Origin of the sequence: Usitatibacter rugosus (assembly GCF_013003965.1) — a bacterium.
In the GTDB taxonomy this organism is placed as follows: Bacteria; Pseudomonadota; Gammaproteobacteria; order Burkholderiales; family Usitatibacteraceae; genus Usitatibacter; species Usitatibacter rugosus.
The window spans coordinates 2,897,032-2,910,455 of sequence record NZ_CP053069.1; the positions used below are offsets into that span (position 1 = coordinate 2,897,032).

Below are 13,424 nucleotides of genomic sequence, written 5' to 3' on the forward strand. Positions count from 1 at the left end.
GGAGCTTCCATGATCCGCAAGACCGCATTTGCCGCCGTTGCACTCCTCGCATCCACGTTGGCACTCGCCGACACGACGTTGCTCAACGTCTCGTACGACCCGACCCGCGAGCTCTACGCCGACTTCAACAAGGCCTTCGCCGCGCAGTACGAGGCGAAGAACAAGGAGAAGGTCACCGTGAAGCAGTCGCACGGCGGCTCGGGCAAGCAGGCCCGCTCCGTGATCGACGGCCTCGAGGCCGACGTCGTGACGCTCGCCCTCGCCTACGACATCGACGCGATCTCGGAGAAAGCGAAGCTGCTGCCCGCCGACTGGCAGAAACGCCTGCCGCAAAACAGCACGCCGTACACCTCGACCATCGTGTTCCTCGTGCGCAAGGGCAACCCCAAGGGCATCAAGGACTGGGATGACCTGGTGAAGCCGGGTGTGGCCGTCATCACGCCGAACCCGAAGACCTCGGGTGGCGCGCAGTGGAACTACCTCGCCGCGTGGGAATTCGCGAAGCGCAAGAACAATGGCGACGAGGCCAAAGCGAAGGAATTCGTCACGGCGCTCTACAAGAACGTGCCCGTCCTGGATTCCGGCGCGCGCGGCTCCACGGTGACCTTCGTCGAGCGCGGCATCGGCGACGTCTTCATCTCCTGGGAGAACGAGGCGTTCCTGTCGATCAAGGAGCTGGGGCCGGACAAGTTCCAGATCGTCGTCCCGCCGCTGTCGATCCTCGCCGAGCCGCCGGTGGCCGTGGTGGACAAGGTGGTCGACAAGCGCGGCACGCGGAAAGTCGCCGAGGCCTACCTGCAGTACCTCTACACCGAGGAAGGCCAGGAGATCGCCGCGAAGCACTACTACCGCCCGACCAACGCCAAGGTCGCCGCGAAGTATGCGAAGGACTTCCCGAAGGTGACGCTCTTCACCATCGACCAGGCGTTCGGCGGCTGGCAGAAGGCCTCGAAGGCGCACTTCCAGGATGGCGGCACGTTCGACCAGATCTACCAGCCGGGGAAGAAATAGCGTGAACGTCCTGCAGCGCCGCCACAGCGTGCTCCCGGGGTTCAATCTCGCCCTGGGGTTCACGCTGTTGTACCTGAGCCTGATCGTGCTGATCCCGCTCTCGGCGGCGTTCGTGAAGACGTTCACGCTCACGTGGGACCAGTTCGTCACGCACGTGACGAACCCCCGCGTGCTGGCATCGCTGCGCCTGTCGTTCGGCACCTCGTTCCTCGCGGCCGCGCTCAACGCGGTGTTCGGCCTGCTGGTCGCGTGGGTGCTCGTGCGCTACAAGTTTCCCGGGCGCCGGTTCATCGACGCGTTGGTGGACCTGCCCTTCGCGCTGCCCACTGCCGTGGCAGGTATCGCCCTCACGACGATCTACGCGCCCAACGGCTGGCTGGGCAAGCCGCTGATGGATCTGTTTGGCATCAAGGTGGCGTTCACGCCGCTGGGCGTGCTGGTGGCGCTCACGTTCATCGGCCTGCCGTTCGTGGTTCGCACCGTACAGCCCGTGCTGGAAGACCTGGAGCGCGAGCTCGAGGAGGCCGCGCAGTCCCTCGGGGCCAGCAAGCTGCAGACCTTCCTCCGCGTGGTGCTGCCCACGGTGCTGCCGGCACTGCTCACCGGCTTCGCGCTCGCGTTCGCACGAGCCGTCGGCGAGTACGGCTCGGTGATCTTCATCGCCGGCAACATGCCGATGGTCTCCGAGATCGCGCCGCTCATGATCATCACCAAGCTCGAGCAGTACGACTATGCGGGCGCCACGGCGATCGCGGTCGTGATGCTCGTCGCCTCCTTCATCCTGCTGCTCGCCATCAACGGGCTGCAGTGGTGGTCGCGCCGGCACGCGGAGCGGAAGGGCTGACATGGCCGCCGTCCTCTCTTCCCCGGTTCCGGCCGCGCGCACGCGCCGCGCGCGACCCATCGCCTGGGTGCCTGTCGTACTGGTGGGCGTGGCGCTGCTCTACCTCACATTGTTCCTGTTCATCCCCCTCTTCGCCGTCTTCTTCGAGGCGCTGAAGAAAGGCTGGGGCGTCTACCTCGCGGCCATCAGCGAGCCCGACGCCTGGGCCGCGATCCGCCTCACGTTCATCGCGGCGGCCATCGCCGTGCCGCTGAACCTGGTCTTCGGCATCGCCGCCGCTTGGGCGATCGCGAAGTTCGACTTCCGCGGCAAGAGTGCGCTCATCACGCTGATCGACCTGCCCTTCTCGGTCTCGCCGGTGGTCTCGGGCCTGATCTACGTGCTGATCTTCGGCCTGCAGGGCTGGCTGGGCCCGTGGCTGCAAGGCCACGACGTGAAGATCATCTTCGCGGTGCCCGGCATCGTGCTCGCGACGGTGTTCGTCACGTTCCCGTTCGTCGCGCGCGAGCTGATTCCCCTCATGCAGGCCCAGGGTCGCGAGGAAGAGGAAGCCGCCGTGCTGCTGGGTGCCAACGGTTGGCAATTGCTGTGGCGGGTCACGCTGCCCAACGTGAAATGGGGTCTGCTCTACGGCGTGATCCTCTGCAACGCGCGTGCGATGGGCGAGTTCGGGGCCGTGTCGGTCGTCTCGGGCCACATCCGCGGGAGCACCAACACGCTGCCGCTGCACGTGGAGATTCTCTACAACGAGTATCAGTTCGCGGCGGCGTTCGCCTGCGCTTCGCTACTTGCCTTGCTCGCGCTGGTTACGCTGGCGCTGAAGAGCTGGGTCGAGATCAAGGCAAGGGCGTGATGGAGTGAAGGGGGTTTTAGAGCACAGAGGACACAGAGGATTCACAGAGGACACAGAGGAAAGCGGATTGAAGGGTAGAACGCCTCAGGGGAAACGCTGGATGGAAAGGGAAGGAGGGGAAGGAAAAACGAAGGAAGGGAAGGAAGGCCCTGAAAGTGAAATGGATGCGTCGCGCGGGTTCGAGACGACGGCATTTCAATCTCATTCAACGATTTCCTTCCCTCCCTTCGCTTTTCCTTCCCTTCCTTCCCCCTAAAAATCGGCATGCAAAGTTTCGCTTTCCCCTGTGTCCTCTGTGAAGCCTCTGTGTCCTCTGTGTTGAAAACCGGCGTTTGAAATCTCGCCGCACCGTAACGAGGAAGAAACCATGAGCATCGCAGTCCAGAACGTCTCCAAGAATTTCGGCGCCTTCAGCGCCCTGAACGACGTCACGCTCGACATCCAGCCCGGCGAGCTGGTCGCCCTCCTCGGCCCTTCCGGCTCCGGGAAGACGACGCTGCTTCGGGTGATCGCAGGCCTCGAGCGCCCCGACCGCGGCTCGGTGCACTTCGAGGGCGAGGACATCACCGACCAGCGCGTGCAGGACCGCGGCGTGGGCTTCGTGTTCCAGCACTACGCGCTCTTCCGCCACATGACGATCTTCGAGAACGTGGCCTTCGGCCTGCGCGTCCGTCCGCGCGCGCAGCGCCCGACCGACGCGCAGATCCACCGCAAGGTGAAGTCGCTGCTGGAGCTGGTGCAGCTCGATTGGCTCGCCGACCGCTATCCGCACCAACTCTCGGGCGGGCAGCGCCAGCGGATCGCACTGGCCCGCGCGCTCGCCATCGAGCCCAAGGTGCTGCTGCTGGACGAGCCGTTCGGGGCGCTGGACGCGAAAGTCCGGAAGGAGCTGCGCCGGTGGCTGCGCCGCCTGCACGACGAGATCCACCTCACGAGCGTGTTCGTGACGCACGACCAGGAGGAAGCGCTGGAAGTCGCCGACCGCGTCGTGGTCTTCAACCACGGGAAGATCGAGCAGGTAGGGACGCCTTCGGAGGTGTACGACACGCCCGCCTCGCCGTTCGTCTACCAGTTCATCGGCCACGTGAACGAGCTGGTGGGCGAGAACGGAATCGCCTATGTCCGCCCGCACGAGATCGACGTCGTGGCCGCCTCGCATCCCGGCGCGGTCGAAGCCGTTCTCGAGCACGTCGTGCGCCTGGGCCCGCGCGTGCGCCTCGAGCTGCTCGCCAGCGCGGGCAACACACCCCTTGAAGTCGAGCTTTCCGCCGATACCTTCTCTTCATTGGGCGTGAATGCGGGCGATACGCTGCACATCGCCCCACGCCGCGCCCGGGTATTCCCCATCGACGACGCCAAGGCCGCCTGACTTCCCTCCGCGACACCGCCATGCAACCGACCGACAAGTTCACCATCGAGACCATCACGGACGTGCGTCCGTGGACCGAGAGCCTCTTTTCCTTCCGCACCACGCGCGACCGCGGCTACCGCTTCGTGCCGGGCCAGTTCGCGCGCATCGGCGTGCAGGATGCCGAAACGGGCGAGATGATCTGGCGCGCCTATTCCATCGCCTCGGCGAACTACGACGAGCACCTGGAGTTCTTCTCCGTCGTCGTGCCGGGCGGCAAGTTCACCAGCCGGCTTTCCAAGCTGAAGGAGGGCGATCCGATCCTCGTCGAGCGCAAGAGCTACGGCTTCCTCACGACCGACCGCTTCGAGGCCGGGCGCGACCTGTGGATGCTCGCCACCGGCACGGGACTCGCACCGTTCCTGTCGATCCTCCACGACTTCACGACCTGGGAGCAGTACGAGAACCTCGTGCTCGTGCAGAGCGTGCGCACGCAGGCCGAGCTCGCCTACGAAGATCTCATCCGCAGCTTCGACAAGAGCGAGTACTACGCCGAGTTCGCGCACAAGCTCTCGTACGCGCGCATCGTGACGCGCGAGGACGTGCCCGGCGCCTTCACCGACCGGGTGACGAAGCTGCTGGCCAGCGGCGTGCTGGAGAAGAACCTCGGCATCGAGCTGGACCACGACCGCTCGCGCTTCATGGTGTGCGGCAACCCGGAGATGGTGGAGGACACGCGTAAGCTGCTGCTCTCCCGCGGCTTCCGCCCCTCGCGGCGCAACGACCCGGGCCACATCGTCCAGGAGAACTACTGGTGAGAACCGCTCCGAAACTTCACTCTGACCCCGGTTTTGCATCGTGAGCGAACGCGAAGCTCCGGCCGGCGTGGCCGCGATCCTCGAGCAGGCCGGCGAGCGCGCTCGCGTCAAGGGCCTCACCTACGCCGGCGAAGTCACGCCTACCGAAGCCTGGCGCCTGCACGCGGCTGGGGCCGCGCGGATCGTCGATGTCCGAACCCGCCCCGAGCATGAGCTCGTCGGCCGCATTCCGGATACGCCCCTGGTCGAATGGCGGCGCTATGGCGACTCGCAACCCAACCCGAACTTCCTGCGCGAGCTGGCGGAGCACGTGAAGCCCGACCAGCCCGTGCTCTTCCTTTGCCGGAGCGGCGTGCGCTCGCACAGCGCCGCCGAGCTCGCCACGCAAGCAGGGTACAAGCAAGCCTTCAACATCCTGGAGGGCTTCGAGGGTGGCCTCGACGCCTCGCAGCGCCGCGGCGCCAACGGCTGGCGCGCCGCCGGGCTTCCGTGGGAGCAGAGCTAGGGCAAAGTCAAAGGCGAAAGGCTTCCTCCGCAGATAAACGCGGATAAACGCCGATGAACACCTTCGAACTTTTCATCGCAAGCGCGACCATACCAAGACGTTTTTATCGGCGTTTATCTGTGTTTATCTGCGGAGAGCGCCTTTCGCCTTAACCCGGTAGGAGAGAAACCATGAGCATCAGACTCGGCGACATCGCACCCGACTTCACCCAGCAATCCACCGCCGGCGAGATCAAGTTCCACGAATGGCTCGGCGATTCGTGGGGCGTCCTGTTCTCGCACCCGAAAGACTTCACGCCCGTGTGCACCACGGAGCTGGGCGCCACCGCCAAGCTCGCGGAGGAGTTCAAGAAGCGCAACGTGAAGGCCATCGCCGTCAGCGTCGATCCGCTCGAGTCCCACAACGGCTGGGTGGGCGACATCAACGAGACGCAGAACACGAAGGTGAACTTCCCGATCCTCGCCGACCCGGACAAGAAGGTCGCGAACCTCTACGACATGATCCACCCGAACGCGAACGACACGCTCACCGTGCGCTCGCTCTTCGTGATCGACCCGAAGAAGAAGGTGCGCCTCACCATCACCTACCCCGCCAGCACCGGCCGCAACTTCGACGAGGTGCTGCGCGTGATCGATTCGCTGCAGCTCACCGACAAGCACTCGGTCGCGACGCCCGCCAACTGGAAGCAGGGCGACGACGTGATCATCGTCCCGTCGCTGCAGGACCCGGAGCTGATCAAGCAGAAATTCCCGAAGGGCTTCAAGGCGGTGAAGCCGTACCTGCGCATCACGCCGCAGCCCGACAAGTGAATTTCCAGCAGCTGCGCTCGGTACGCGAGGCGATCCGCCGCGACTTCAGCCTGACCGAAGTCGCGAACGCGCTCTTCACCTCGCAGCCGGGTGTCAGCCGCCAGATCCGCGAGCTGGAGGAAGAACTGGGCGTGGAGATCTTCGAGCGCAGCGGCAAGCGCCTCGTGGGCCTCACCGCGCCCGGCACCGAGATCCTGCGCATCGTCGAGCGGCTGCTGCTCGAAGCGGACAACCTCAAGCGAGCCGGGCACGAGTTCTCCACCATCGGCGAAGGGCGGCTGCTCGTCGCGACCACGCATACGCAGGCGCGCTACGCCTTGCCGCCGGTGATCGCGCAATTCCGCCGTGAGTACCCGCAGGTGAAGTTGCGCCTGCACCAGAGCGCGCCCGAGCACATCGTGGCGATGCTCGAAGCGGGCGAGGCGGACATCGGCATCGCCACCGAATCGCTGGCCAGCCGCACGGGCCTCGCCGCCCTGCCCGCCTATCGCTGGCACCACGCCGTCATCGCACGACGCGACCACCCGATCGCCTCGGCAGGCCCGCTCACGTTGGCGGAGATCGCACGCTATCCCCTCGTCACTTACGACCCGGGCTACACGGGGCGCTCGCGCATCGACGAGGCGTTCGAGAGCGCGGGGCTCGTTCCCGACTTCACGCTCACCGCACTTGATGCGGACGTGATCAAGACGTATGTCGAGCAAGGGCTGGGCGTGGGGATCGTCGCCTCGATGGCGGTCGATCCGCAACGCGACACGGCACTGGCCGCGCTCGACGCGAGCCACCTCTTCGCGGCCAACACCACGCGCATCGCGGTCCGCCGCGGCGCCTACCTGCGCAGCTACACCTATCGCTTCATCGAGCTCCTGGCGCCGCACCTGGACCAATCCGTCGTCACCGATGCCATGGACGGCATCGTCCCGTCCGACGAGGACCTGCTGGCCGACGAGCGCGCGGCAGCAGCGGGCGCATTTGCAAATGCGGAAAGCTTCGTTCGCGCGGGAGCGGTGAGCGCGTAACGTGGCGTCACGGCGGGAGAGATCCCGCCGGTATTCTCCTCCGAGCAGTTGAGACGCGTGCCCGAAACGGCACGCGTTTTTTTTCGTGTTTGCAAATGCGCAAACATTCGTTCCGTTCGCGTGAACCCGCCGATACCTTGTCGGCATGTCGAACCGAATCGCCATCATTGCCGGAAGCCCGTCCGAGGGATCGCGCTCCGCCGCGCTCGCGGGCCACGCGGCCGAGCGCCTTGCCGCGCGCGGCATCGCCACCCGCACCGTGCACGTGCGCCGCCTGCCCGCCGAGGAGCTGCTGCAGGCGCGCTCCGGCATCGGCACGTCGGAGGCGCTGCGCACGATCGCCGAGTCCGCCGCGGTCGTCATCGCGACCCCCGTCTACAAGGCCTCCTTCAGCGGGCTGCTGAAGGTGTTCCTCGATCTCCTGCCGATCGATGGCCTGCGCGGCAAGGCCGTGCTCCCGCTCGCGACCGGCGCCAGCCCGGGTCACATGCTCGCCCTCGACTACGGCCTGCGTCCCGTGCTCGCCGCGCTCGGCGCCTATCCGGTGCTGCCGAGCGTGTACGGATTGGACAGCCAGCTCACGAATCCCGCCGAAGGACGCCTGGTGATCGAGCCCGTGCTCGAGCTCCGGCTGCTCGAGGGCGTGGATCGCCTCGCCGAAGCCGTGCGCAAGTCCGCGCCGGTGCAGCACACCCTCCACGAAGCCACGCTCACCTGAGAACAAGACCATGAATCGACGCCGCCTCCTCGCCCTCGCCCTTCCCCTCTTCGCCACACTGGCGCTCACCGCCCCGCAGGCCGTCGCGCAAACGCGCGAGGTCGTGCGCGTGGGCTACCAGAAGTACGGAACACTGATCATCCTCAAGGCCAAGGGCGGCCTCGAGCAACGCCTGGCACCGCTGGGCATCGACGTGAAGTGGACGGAATTCCCCGCGGGACCCGTGCTGCTGGAGGGCCTGAACGTCGGCAGCATCGACGTAGGCACCGTCGGTGAGGCGCCGCCGATCTTCGCGCAGGCGGCGGGGGCCAACCTCGTGTACTTCGGCCACGAGCCTCCGGCTCCGCAAGGCGAGGCGATCGTCGTCCCGAAGGGCTCGCCGCTCAAGTCGCCGAAGGACCTGAAGGGCAAGAAGGTCGCGCTCAACAAGGGTTCGAACGTCCATTACCTGCTGGTGAAGGTGCTGGAGGCCAACGGCCTGCAGTACAAGGACATCGAGCCCGTGTTCCTGCCGCCCGCCGACGCCCGTGCCGCTTTCGAGCGCGGCGCCGTGGATGCGTGGGTGATCTGGGATCCGTTCCTCGCCGCCGCCGAGAAGCAGCTCGGTGCGCGCGTCCTCGCCGACGGAACGGGTGTCGCCAGGAACCACCAGTTCTATCTCGCGTCGCGTCCCTACGCCGAGCGCCGCCCCGACGTCGTGAACATCGTGATCGAGGAGCTGGCGAAGATCGACGCGTGGGCGAAGGCGAACCCGCGGGCCGTCGCCGAATTCCTGGCGCCGGTCATCGCGCTCGACGTGGAGATCGTCGAGCTCGCCGCCCGCCGCTTCAGCTACGGCGTGACGCCGCTCAGCGACTCGGTGGTCCTCGAGCAACAGAAGATCGCCGACACCTTCCATGATCTCAAGCTGATCCCGAAGAAGCTCGTGGTGAGCGACGTGATCTGGAAGCCGAAGTCCGCCGTTGCGTCGCGCTAGGGACACCGCCATGGAAGTCTTCTGGTTCATCCCGACCCACGGCGACAGCCGCTACCTCGGCACCTCGAAGGGTGCGCGCGCCACCGACTACGACTACTTCAGGCAGGTGGCCGTCGCCGCGGACACGCTGGGCTACGACGGCGTGCTGCTGCCGACGGGCCGCTCGTGCGAGGACGCGTGGGTGGTCGCCTCGAGCCTGATCGGTGCCACGAAGCAGCTGCGCTTCCTGGTAGCAATCCGCCCGGGCATCTCTTCTCCCGGCCTGTCCGCACGCATGGCCGCGACATTCGACCGCCTCTCCAACGGGCGGCTGCTGGTGAACGTGGTCACCGGTGGAGATCCCGACGAGCTCGCCGGCGACGGGGTCTTCGTGAGCCACGACGAGCGCTACGAGATCACGAGCGAATTCCTGCGCGTGTGGCGCGACACGCTCGAGGGCAAGACCGTCGATCACAAGGGCAAGCACATCCACGTGAAGGGCTCGAAGGTCCTCTACCCACCGGTGCAGAAGCCCTATCCGCCGCTCTATTTCGGAGGCTCCTCGCCGGCCGCGCACGACGTGGCCGCGGAGCAAGTGGACGTGTACCTCACCTGGGGCGAACCCGTGGGCGAGGTCGCGAAGAAGATCTCCGATGTGACCGAGCGAGCCCGCATCCTCGGACGCAAGCTGCGATTTGGTCTCCGCTTGCACGTGATCGTGCGCGAGACCGAGGACGAGGCCTGGGCCGCGGCCGACGAGCTGATCAGCCATCTTGACGACGACATCGTCGCCAAGGCGCAGAAGAACTTCGCGCGCATGGACTCGCACGGCCAGCAGCGCATGGCACAGCTTCACGGTGGCAAGGGACGTTCGCGTGCCGAGCTGGAAATCGCGCCCAACCTGTGGGCAGGTGTCGGCCTCGTTCGGGGCGGGGCCGGCACCGCGCTGGTGGGCGACCCGCGCACGGTCGCGAAGCGGTTGGAGGAGTACGCCGCGCTCGGCATCGACACCTTCATCCTCTCCGGCTACCCGCACCTCGAGGAGTCGTACCGCGTCGCGGAGCTGCTCTTTCCCCTCCTGCCGCGCGCACGCAAGGCCGCGCCGAAGCAGATCTCGCTCACCGGACCCTTCGGGGAAATGGTGGGCACCGAACACTACCCAAAGGCCGCCGCCGCATCATGACCCGCCTCCTCGCCGCAATTCTCCTTCCCATCCTCGCCCTCGCCGCGCAAGCCCAGGAGCCGCTGCGCATCGGCTACCAGAAGTCTTCCACGCTGATCACGATCCTCAAGTCGCGCGGCACGCTCGAAGCGGCCCTCGCTCCGAAGGGCTTCAAGGTCACGTGGCACGAATTCCCCAACGGCCTGCCGTTGCTCGAAGCGCTGAACGTCGGCGCGATCGAGTTCAGCGCCGACGTGGCCGACACCGTGCCGGTGTTCGCGCAAGCCGCCGGTGCGCGTCTCGTCTACGTCGCCCAGGAGGCGCCTTCCCCTTCGGCGCAGGCCATCGTCGTGCGCGCCGACTCGCCGTTGAAGTCGGTGGCGGACCTGAAGGGCCGCAAGGTCGCGGTCACCAAGGCCGCGGGCAGCCACTACCTGCTGATCGCGGCGCTCGAGAAGGCCGGCCTTCGCTTCAAGGACATCGAGCCCGCGTATCTCACCGCCTCCGACGGCCGTGCGGCCTTCGAGCGCGGATCGGTCGACGCGTGGGTGACGTGGGACCCGTTCCTCGCGGGCGTGCAGAAGCAATCGGCGGTGCGCATCCTCGCCGACGGGCGCTCGATCGCCGACTACAAGCGCTACTACCTCGCCGCCGCGCCTTTCGCCGCCAAGCATCCGGAAGCGATCGCGATCCTCTACGACGAGCTGCGCAAGGCCGGGGACTGGGTGCGCGGGAATCCGAAGGAGGCCGCCGTGCTGCTCGCGCCGCTTTGGGGGCTCGACCCGCCGACGGTGGAGCTCGCCAACAGCCGCCGCAGCTACCTCGTGCAGGCGATCGCGCCGGGCGGGCTCGCGGAGCAGCAACGCATCGCCGACACATTCCATGGCGAAGGCTTGCTGCCGAAGCGCATCAACGCAACGGACGCGGCGACCTGGGCGAGCCGATGAGGACGCGGGCATCCCACGCGATCGCGCCGTGGCTCTTCCCCGTGGCGCTGCTCGTGGCGTGGCAACTCTGCGCGCAATGGGGCTGGCTCTCCACGCGCATCCTGCCCGCACCGTCGAGCGTGGCGCGCGCGGCATGGGAGCTCACCGTCTCTGGCGAGCTGCTGCAGCATGTGAAGGTGAGCACGCTTCGCGCGCTCGCCGGCTTCGCGGTGGGTGGCGGGCTGGGGCTGGCACTCGGGCTGCTCACGGGATCGCTCCGCTCCGCCGAGACGCTGCTGGACAGCACGGTGCAGATGATCCGCAACATCCCGCCGCTGGCACTGATCCCGCTCGTGATCCTCTGGTTCGGCATCGAGGAGAGTGCCAAGCTCTTCCTCGTTTCGCTCGGCGTGTTCTTCCCGGTCTACATCAACACCTTCCACGGCATTCGCTCTGTCGACCGCGGGCTAATCGAGATGGCGCGCAGCTACGGCCTTTCGGGCTGGCGGCTTTATCGCGAGGTCATCCTGCCGGGGGCGTTGCCCTCGATCCTCGTGGGCGTGCGCTTCTCGCTCGGCTTCATGTGGGTGATCCTCATCGTCGCCGAGACCATCTCCGCGCAATCGGGCATCGGATACATGACGATGAACGCGCGCGAGTTCCTGCAGACCGACGTCGTGCTGCTGGGCATCCTGCTCTACGCGTTGCTCGGAAAGCTCGCCGACCTGCTCGCGCGCGGGCTCGAGCGCTACTGGCTGCGGTGGAATCCGGCCTATCGGGTGGCCGCATGAGCTTTCGCGATACCTGGGACCGGCTGCTCGATCGCTTCATCGACCTGGTGACGGTGCCTTTCGACTTCCTGCAGCAGCGCCTCGGCCGCGACCAGGACGACGACAACCCCCACGACCCCACCCTCTGGCTCTAGACATGAACGCATCCCTCGCCTGGAAAGCTCCTCCCGTCCCCTTCGCCGCAAAGCTCGCGGCTCCTCGCTCGGCCACGGGCTCGACGAACGGCATCGCGCTACACGTCGAAGGGCTCGACAAGTCGTACGGCACTCGCCAGGTCCTGCGGGGCCTGTCGCTCGCGATCGAGCCGGGCGCCTTCGTGGCCATCGTGGGGCGCAGCGGTTGCGGCAAGAGCACGCTGCTCCGCGCGATCGCAGGGCTCGAGAATGCCGAGCGCGGCACCATCGCGTTCGACGGCCGCGAACGCAACGGGCTGCATCCGGACGCCCGGATCATGTACCAGGAGCCGCGCCTGCTGCCGTGGAAGCGCGTGATCGACAACGTGGCCCTGGGCCTCGAGCGCGGCGCGCGCGAGGACGCGCGGCGCGTGCTGGCGCAGGTGGGCCTTGCCGACCGCGCCGACGAATGGCCCGCGGTGCTCTCGGGCGGCCAGCGGCAGCGCGTGGCGCTCGCACGCGCGCTCGTGCATCGGCCGAGGCTGCTCCTGCTGGACGAGCCGCTCGGTGCGCTCGATGCCCTGACGCGGATCGAGATGCAGGGCCTCATCGAATCGCTCTGGCGCGAGGCCGGGTTCACGGCGGTGCTCGTCACGCACGACGTGGGCGAGGCGGTGGCGCTCGCCGATCGCGTCGTGCTGATCGAGGACGGCGCGGTCACGTTCGATGAGGACGTCGGCCTGCCACGGCCCCGCACCCGGGGCAGCGCGGTCTTCGCCCGCCTCGAGGAGGCCGTTCTCTCCCGCGTGCTTCGGGGCTAGCCGAGGCGCCGCGACCCGTACCAAAGGGCAGTTCCGCGGCAGCGTACGAAGGGCCATCATCGCGGGGTTCATCCCGATGGAGGTCCCCATGTCCCGCCTTCGACTCATCTCCCGCCCGATCCTCGCGCTGGCGCTCCTGGCCGGCCTCGCCCTCGCCGGCTGCTCGTCCACGCGCCTCGTCGATACGTGGAAGGACCCCGCGTTCACCGCGGGCCCGCCCAAGCAGCTCCTGGTCCTCGGAATCAGCCGCAGCGACGCCAACCGCCGCATCTTCGAGGATGGTTTCGTCGGAGCGCTGAAAGCGGCCGGCACTCCGGGCGCCCCGAGCTACCCCGTGCTCACCGTGGGCGACAAGTTGAGCACCAAGGATCTCGCCGACGCGATGGACAAGACGAACTCCGACGCCGTCCTCGTGACGCGCGTGCTGCGCGTGAAGCGCGACGTGAACGTGTCGCCGGGATTCGCGCACACGGGGTTCTATGGCCGCGGCTTCGGCGGCTGGTACGGCGGCGCGTACGCGGCGGCGCCGGACGTGAACGTCTACGACGTGCTCACGCTCGAGTCCACGCTGTGGAACATCCGCACCGACAAGCCCGTCTGGTCGGCCACGAGCGAGGTGACGGATCCGGGCAGCGTCGGCAAGGCGACCGAGGAGCTGGCCAAGGTCCTCGTCACCAAGATGAAGGCCGATGGGGTGATCTGACCGCTTCGCTTTAGAATGGGGCGACTCC

General features: G+C 67.1%; 16 protein-coding genes. All 16 read left to right on the plus strand.

Annotation, left to right across the window (positions count from 1 at the left end; translation table 11 throughout):
- The first annotated feature begins 9 nt into the window (after positions 1 to 9).
- The 16 genes from DSM104443_RS13650 to DSM104443_RS13725 all read left to right on the plus strand — a co-directional run bounded on the left by DSM104443_RS13650 (position 10) and on the right by DSM104443_RS13725 (position 13,396).
- A complete protein-coding gene (locus DSM104443_RS13650; protein ID WP_171093111.1) occupies positions 10 to 1,011 on the plus strand; it encodes a sulfate ABC transporter substrate-binding protein in 1,002 nt (333 codons plus the stop codon).
- Between the two features lie 10 nt (positions 1,012 to 1,021).
- A complete protein-coding gene (gene cysT / locus DSM104443_RS13655; protein WP_246232940.1) occupies positions 1,022 to 1,855 on the plus strand; it encodes a sulfate ABC transporter permease subunit CysT in 834 nt (277 codons plus the stop codon).
- A 1-nt stretch (position 1,856) separates the two neighbouring features.
- Positions 1,857 to 2,708: a sulfate ABC transporter permease subunit CysW gene (cysW, locus tag DSM104443_RS13660; protein WP_171093115.1), complete on the plus strand. Its 852-nt coding sequence runs from the start codon at positions 1,857 to 1,859 to the stop codon at positions 2,706 to 2,708.
- Between the two features lie 367 nt (positions 2,709 to 3,075).
- A complete protein-coding gene (locus tag DSM104443_RS13665; protein WP_171093117.1) occupies positions 3,076 to 4,077 on the plus strand; it encodes a sulfate/molybdate ABC transporter ATP-binding protein in 1,002 nt (333 codons plus the stop codon).
- A gap of 20 nt (positions 4,078 to 4,097) precedes the next feature.
- Positions 4,098 to 4,874, plus strand: coding sequence for a ferredoxin--NADP reductase (locus tag DSM104443_RS13670; protein WP_171093119.1), 777 nt, complete (start codon positions 4,098 to 4,100; stop codon positions 4,872 to 4,874).
- 40 nt (positions 4,875 to 4,914) lie between these two features.
- Positions 4,915 to 5,379: a rhodanese-like domain-containing protein gene (locus DSM104443_RS13675; protein WP_171093121.1), complete on the plus strand. Its 465-nt coding sequence runs from the start codon at positions 4,915 to 4,917 to the stop codon at positions 5,377 to 5,379.
- 170 nt (positions 5,380 to 5,549) lie between these two features.
- A complete protein-coding gene (locus DSM104443_RS13680; RefSeq protein ID WP_171093123.1) occupies positions 5,550 to 6,188 on the plus strand; it encodes a peroxiredoxin in 639 nt (212 codons plus the stop codon).
- Entirely contained in the window at positions 6,185 to 7,207 is a 1,023-nt protein-coding gene (locus DSM104443_RS13685; protein ID WP_171093125.1) for a CysB family HTH-type transcriptional regulator, read from the plus strand. Before DSM104443_RS13680 ends, DSM104443_RS13685 begins: the two co-directional genes overlap by 4 nt.
- A 145-nt stretch (positions 7,208 to 7,352) precedes the next feature.
- Positions 7,353 to 7,925: an NADPH-dependent FMN reductase gene (ssuE, locus tag DSM104443_RS13690; RefSeq protein ID WP_171093127.1), complete on the plus strand. Its 573-nt coding sequence runs from the start codon at positions 7,353 to 7,355 to the stop codon at positions 7,923 to 7,925.
- A 10-nt stretch (positions 7,926 to 7,935) separates the two neighbouring features.
- Positions 7,936 to 8,901 (plus strand): sulfonate ABC transporter substrate-binding protein, encoded by a 966-nt coding sequence (locus DSM104443_RS13695; RefSeq protein ID WP_171093129.1) that lies wholly within the window; start codon positions 7,936 to 7,938, stop codon positions 8,899 to 8,901.
- A gap of 10 nt (positions 8,902 to 8,911) precedes the next feature.
- Positions 8,912 to 10,063 carry an FMNH2-dependent alkanesulfonate monooxygenase gene (gene ssuD / locus DSM104443_RS13700; RefSeq protein WP_171093131.1) on the plus strand — a complete coding sequence of 384 codons (1,152 nt, stop codon included), beginning with the start codon at positions 8,912 to 8,914 and terminating at the stop codon, positions 10,061 to 10,063.
- Positions 10,060 to 10,989, plus strand: a complete 930-nt coding sequence (locus DSM104443_RS13705) for an aliphatic sulfonate ABC transporter substrate-binding protein (protein WP_171093133.1) — start codon at positions 10,060 to 10,062, stop codon at positions 10,987 to 10,989. The genes ssuD and DSM104443_RS13705 overlap by 4 nt, the downstream gene beginning before the upstream one ends.
- The gene (gene ssuC, locus DSM104443_RS13710; protein WP_171093134.1) at positions 10,986 to 11,759 is read left to right on the plus strand and encodes an aliphatic sulfonate ABC transporter permease SsuC; all 774 of its coding nucleotides are present in this window, start codon (positions 10,986 to 10,988) and stop codon (positions 11,757 to 11,759) included. Before DSM104443_RS13705 ends, ssuC begins: the two co-directional genes overlap by 4 nt.
- On the plus strand, positions 11,756 to 11,893 hold the full coding sequence (locus DSM104443_RS13715; protein WP_171093136.1) for a hypothetical protein: 138 nt from the start codon (positions 11,756 to 11,758) through the stop codon (positions 11,891 to 11,893). Before ssuC ends, DSM104443_RS13715 begins: the two co-directional genes overlap by 4 nt.
- Positions 11,894 to 11,895: 2 nt before the next feature.
- Positions 11,896 to 12,693, plus strand: a complete 798-nt coding sequence (locus tag DSM104443_RS13720) for an ATP-binding cassette domain-containing protein (RefSeq protein WP_171093138.1) — start codon at positions 11,896 to 11,898, stop codon at positions 12,691 to 12,693.
- Between the two features lie 88 nt (positions 12,694 to 12,781).
- Complete coding sequence (locus tag DSM104443_RS13725; RefSeq protein ID WP_171093140.1) at positions 12,782 to 13,396, plus strand: hypothetical protein; 615 nt, start codon at positions 12,782 to 12,784, stop codon at positions 13,394 to 13,396.
- Positions 13,397 to 13,424 lie beyond the last annotated feature (28 nt).

Bases quoted from the DNA above. Each gene is read 5' to 3' on its own strand.
- DSM104443_RS13695 (WP_171093129.1), top strand. From the start codon at position 7,936: ATGAATCGACGCCGCCTCCTCGCCCTCGCCCTTCCCCTCTTCGCCACA.
- DSM104443_RS13670 (WP_171093119.1), top strand. From the start codon at position 4,098: ATGCAACCGACCGACAAGTTCACCATCGAGACCATCACGGACGTGCGT.
- DSM104443_RS13725 (WP_171093140.1), top strand. From the start codon at position 12,782: ATGTCCCGCCTTCGACTCATCTCCCGCCCGATCCTCGCGCTGGCGCTC.
- ssuD (WP_171093131.1), top strand. From the start codon at position 8,912: ATGGAAGTCTTCTGGTTCATCCCGACCCACGGCGACAGCCGCTACCTC.
- DSM104443_RS13665 (WP_171093117.1), top strand. From the start codon at position 3,076: ATGAGCATCGCAGTCCAGAACGTCTCCAAGAATTTCGGCGCCTTCAGC.
- DSM104443_RS13705 (WP_171093133.1), top strand. From the start codon at position 10,060: ATGACCCGCCTCCTCGCCGCAATTCTCCTTCCCATCCTCGCCCTCGCC.
- ssuE (WP_171093127.1), top strand. From the start codon at position 7,353: ATGTCGAACCGAATCGCCATCATTGCCGGAAGCCCGTCCGAGGGATCG.
- DSM104443_RS13715 (WP_171093136.1), top strand. From the start codon at position 11,756: ATGAGCTTTCGCGATACCTGGGACCGGCTGCTCGATCGCTTCATCGAC.
- DSM104443_RS13720 (WP_171093138.1), top strand. From the start codon at position 11,896: ATGAACGCATCCCTCGCCTGGAAAGCTCCTCCCGTCCCCTTCGCCGCA.
- ssuC (WP_171093134.1), top strand. From the start codon at position 10,986: ATGAGGACGCGGGCATCCCACGCGATCGCGCCGTGGCTCTTCCCCGTG.
- DSM104443_RS13650 (WP_171093111.1), top strand. From the start codon at position 10: ATGATCCGCAAGACCGCATTTGCCGCCGTTGCACTCCTCGCATCCACG.
- cysW (WP_171093115.1), top strand. From the start codon at position 1,857: ATGGCCGCCGTCCTCTCTTCCCCGGTTCCGGCCGCGCGCACGCGCCGC.
- DSM104443_RS13680 (WP_171093123.1), top strand. From the start codon at position 5,550: ATGAGCATCAGACTCGGCGACATCGCACCCGACTTCACCCAGCAATCC.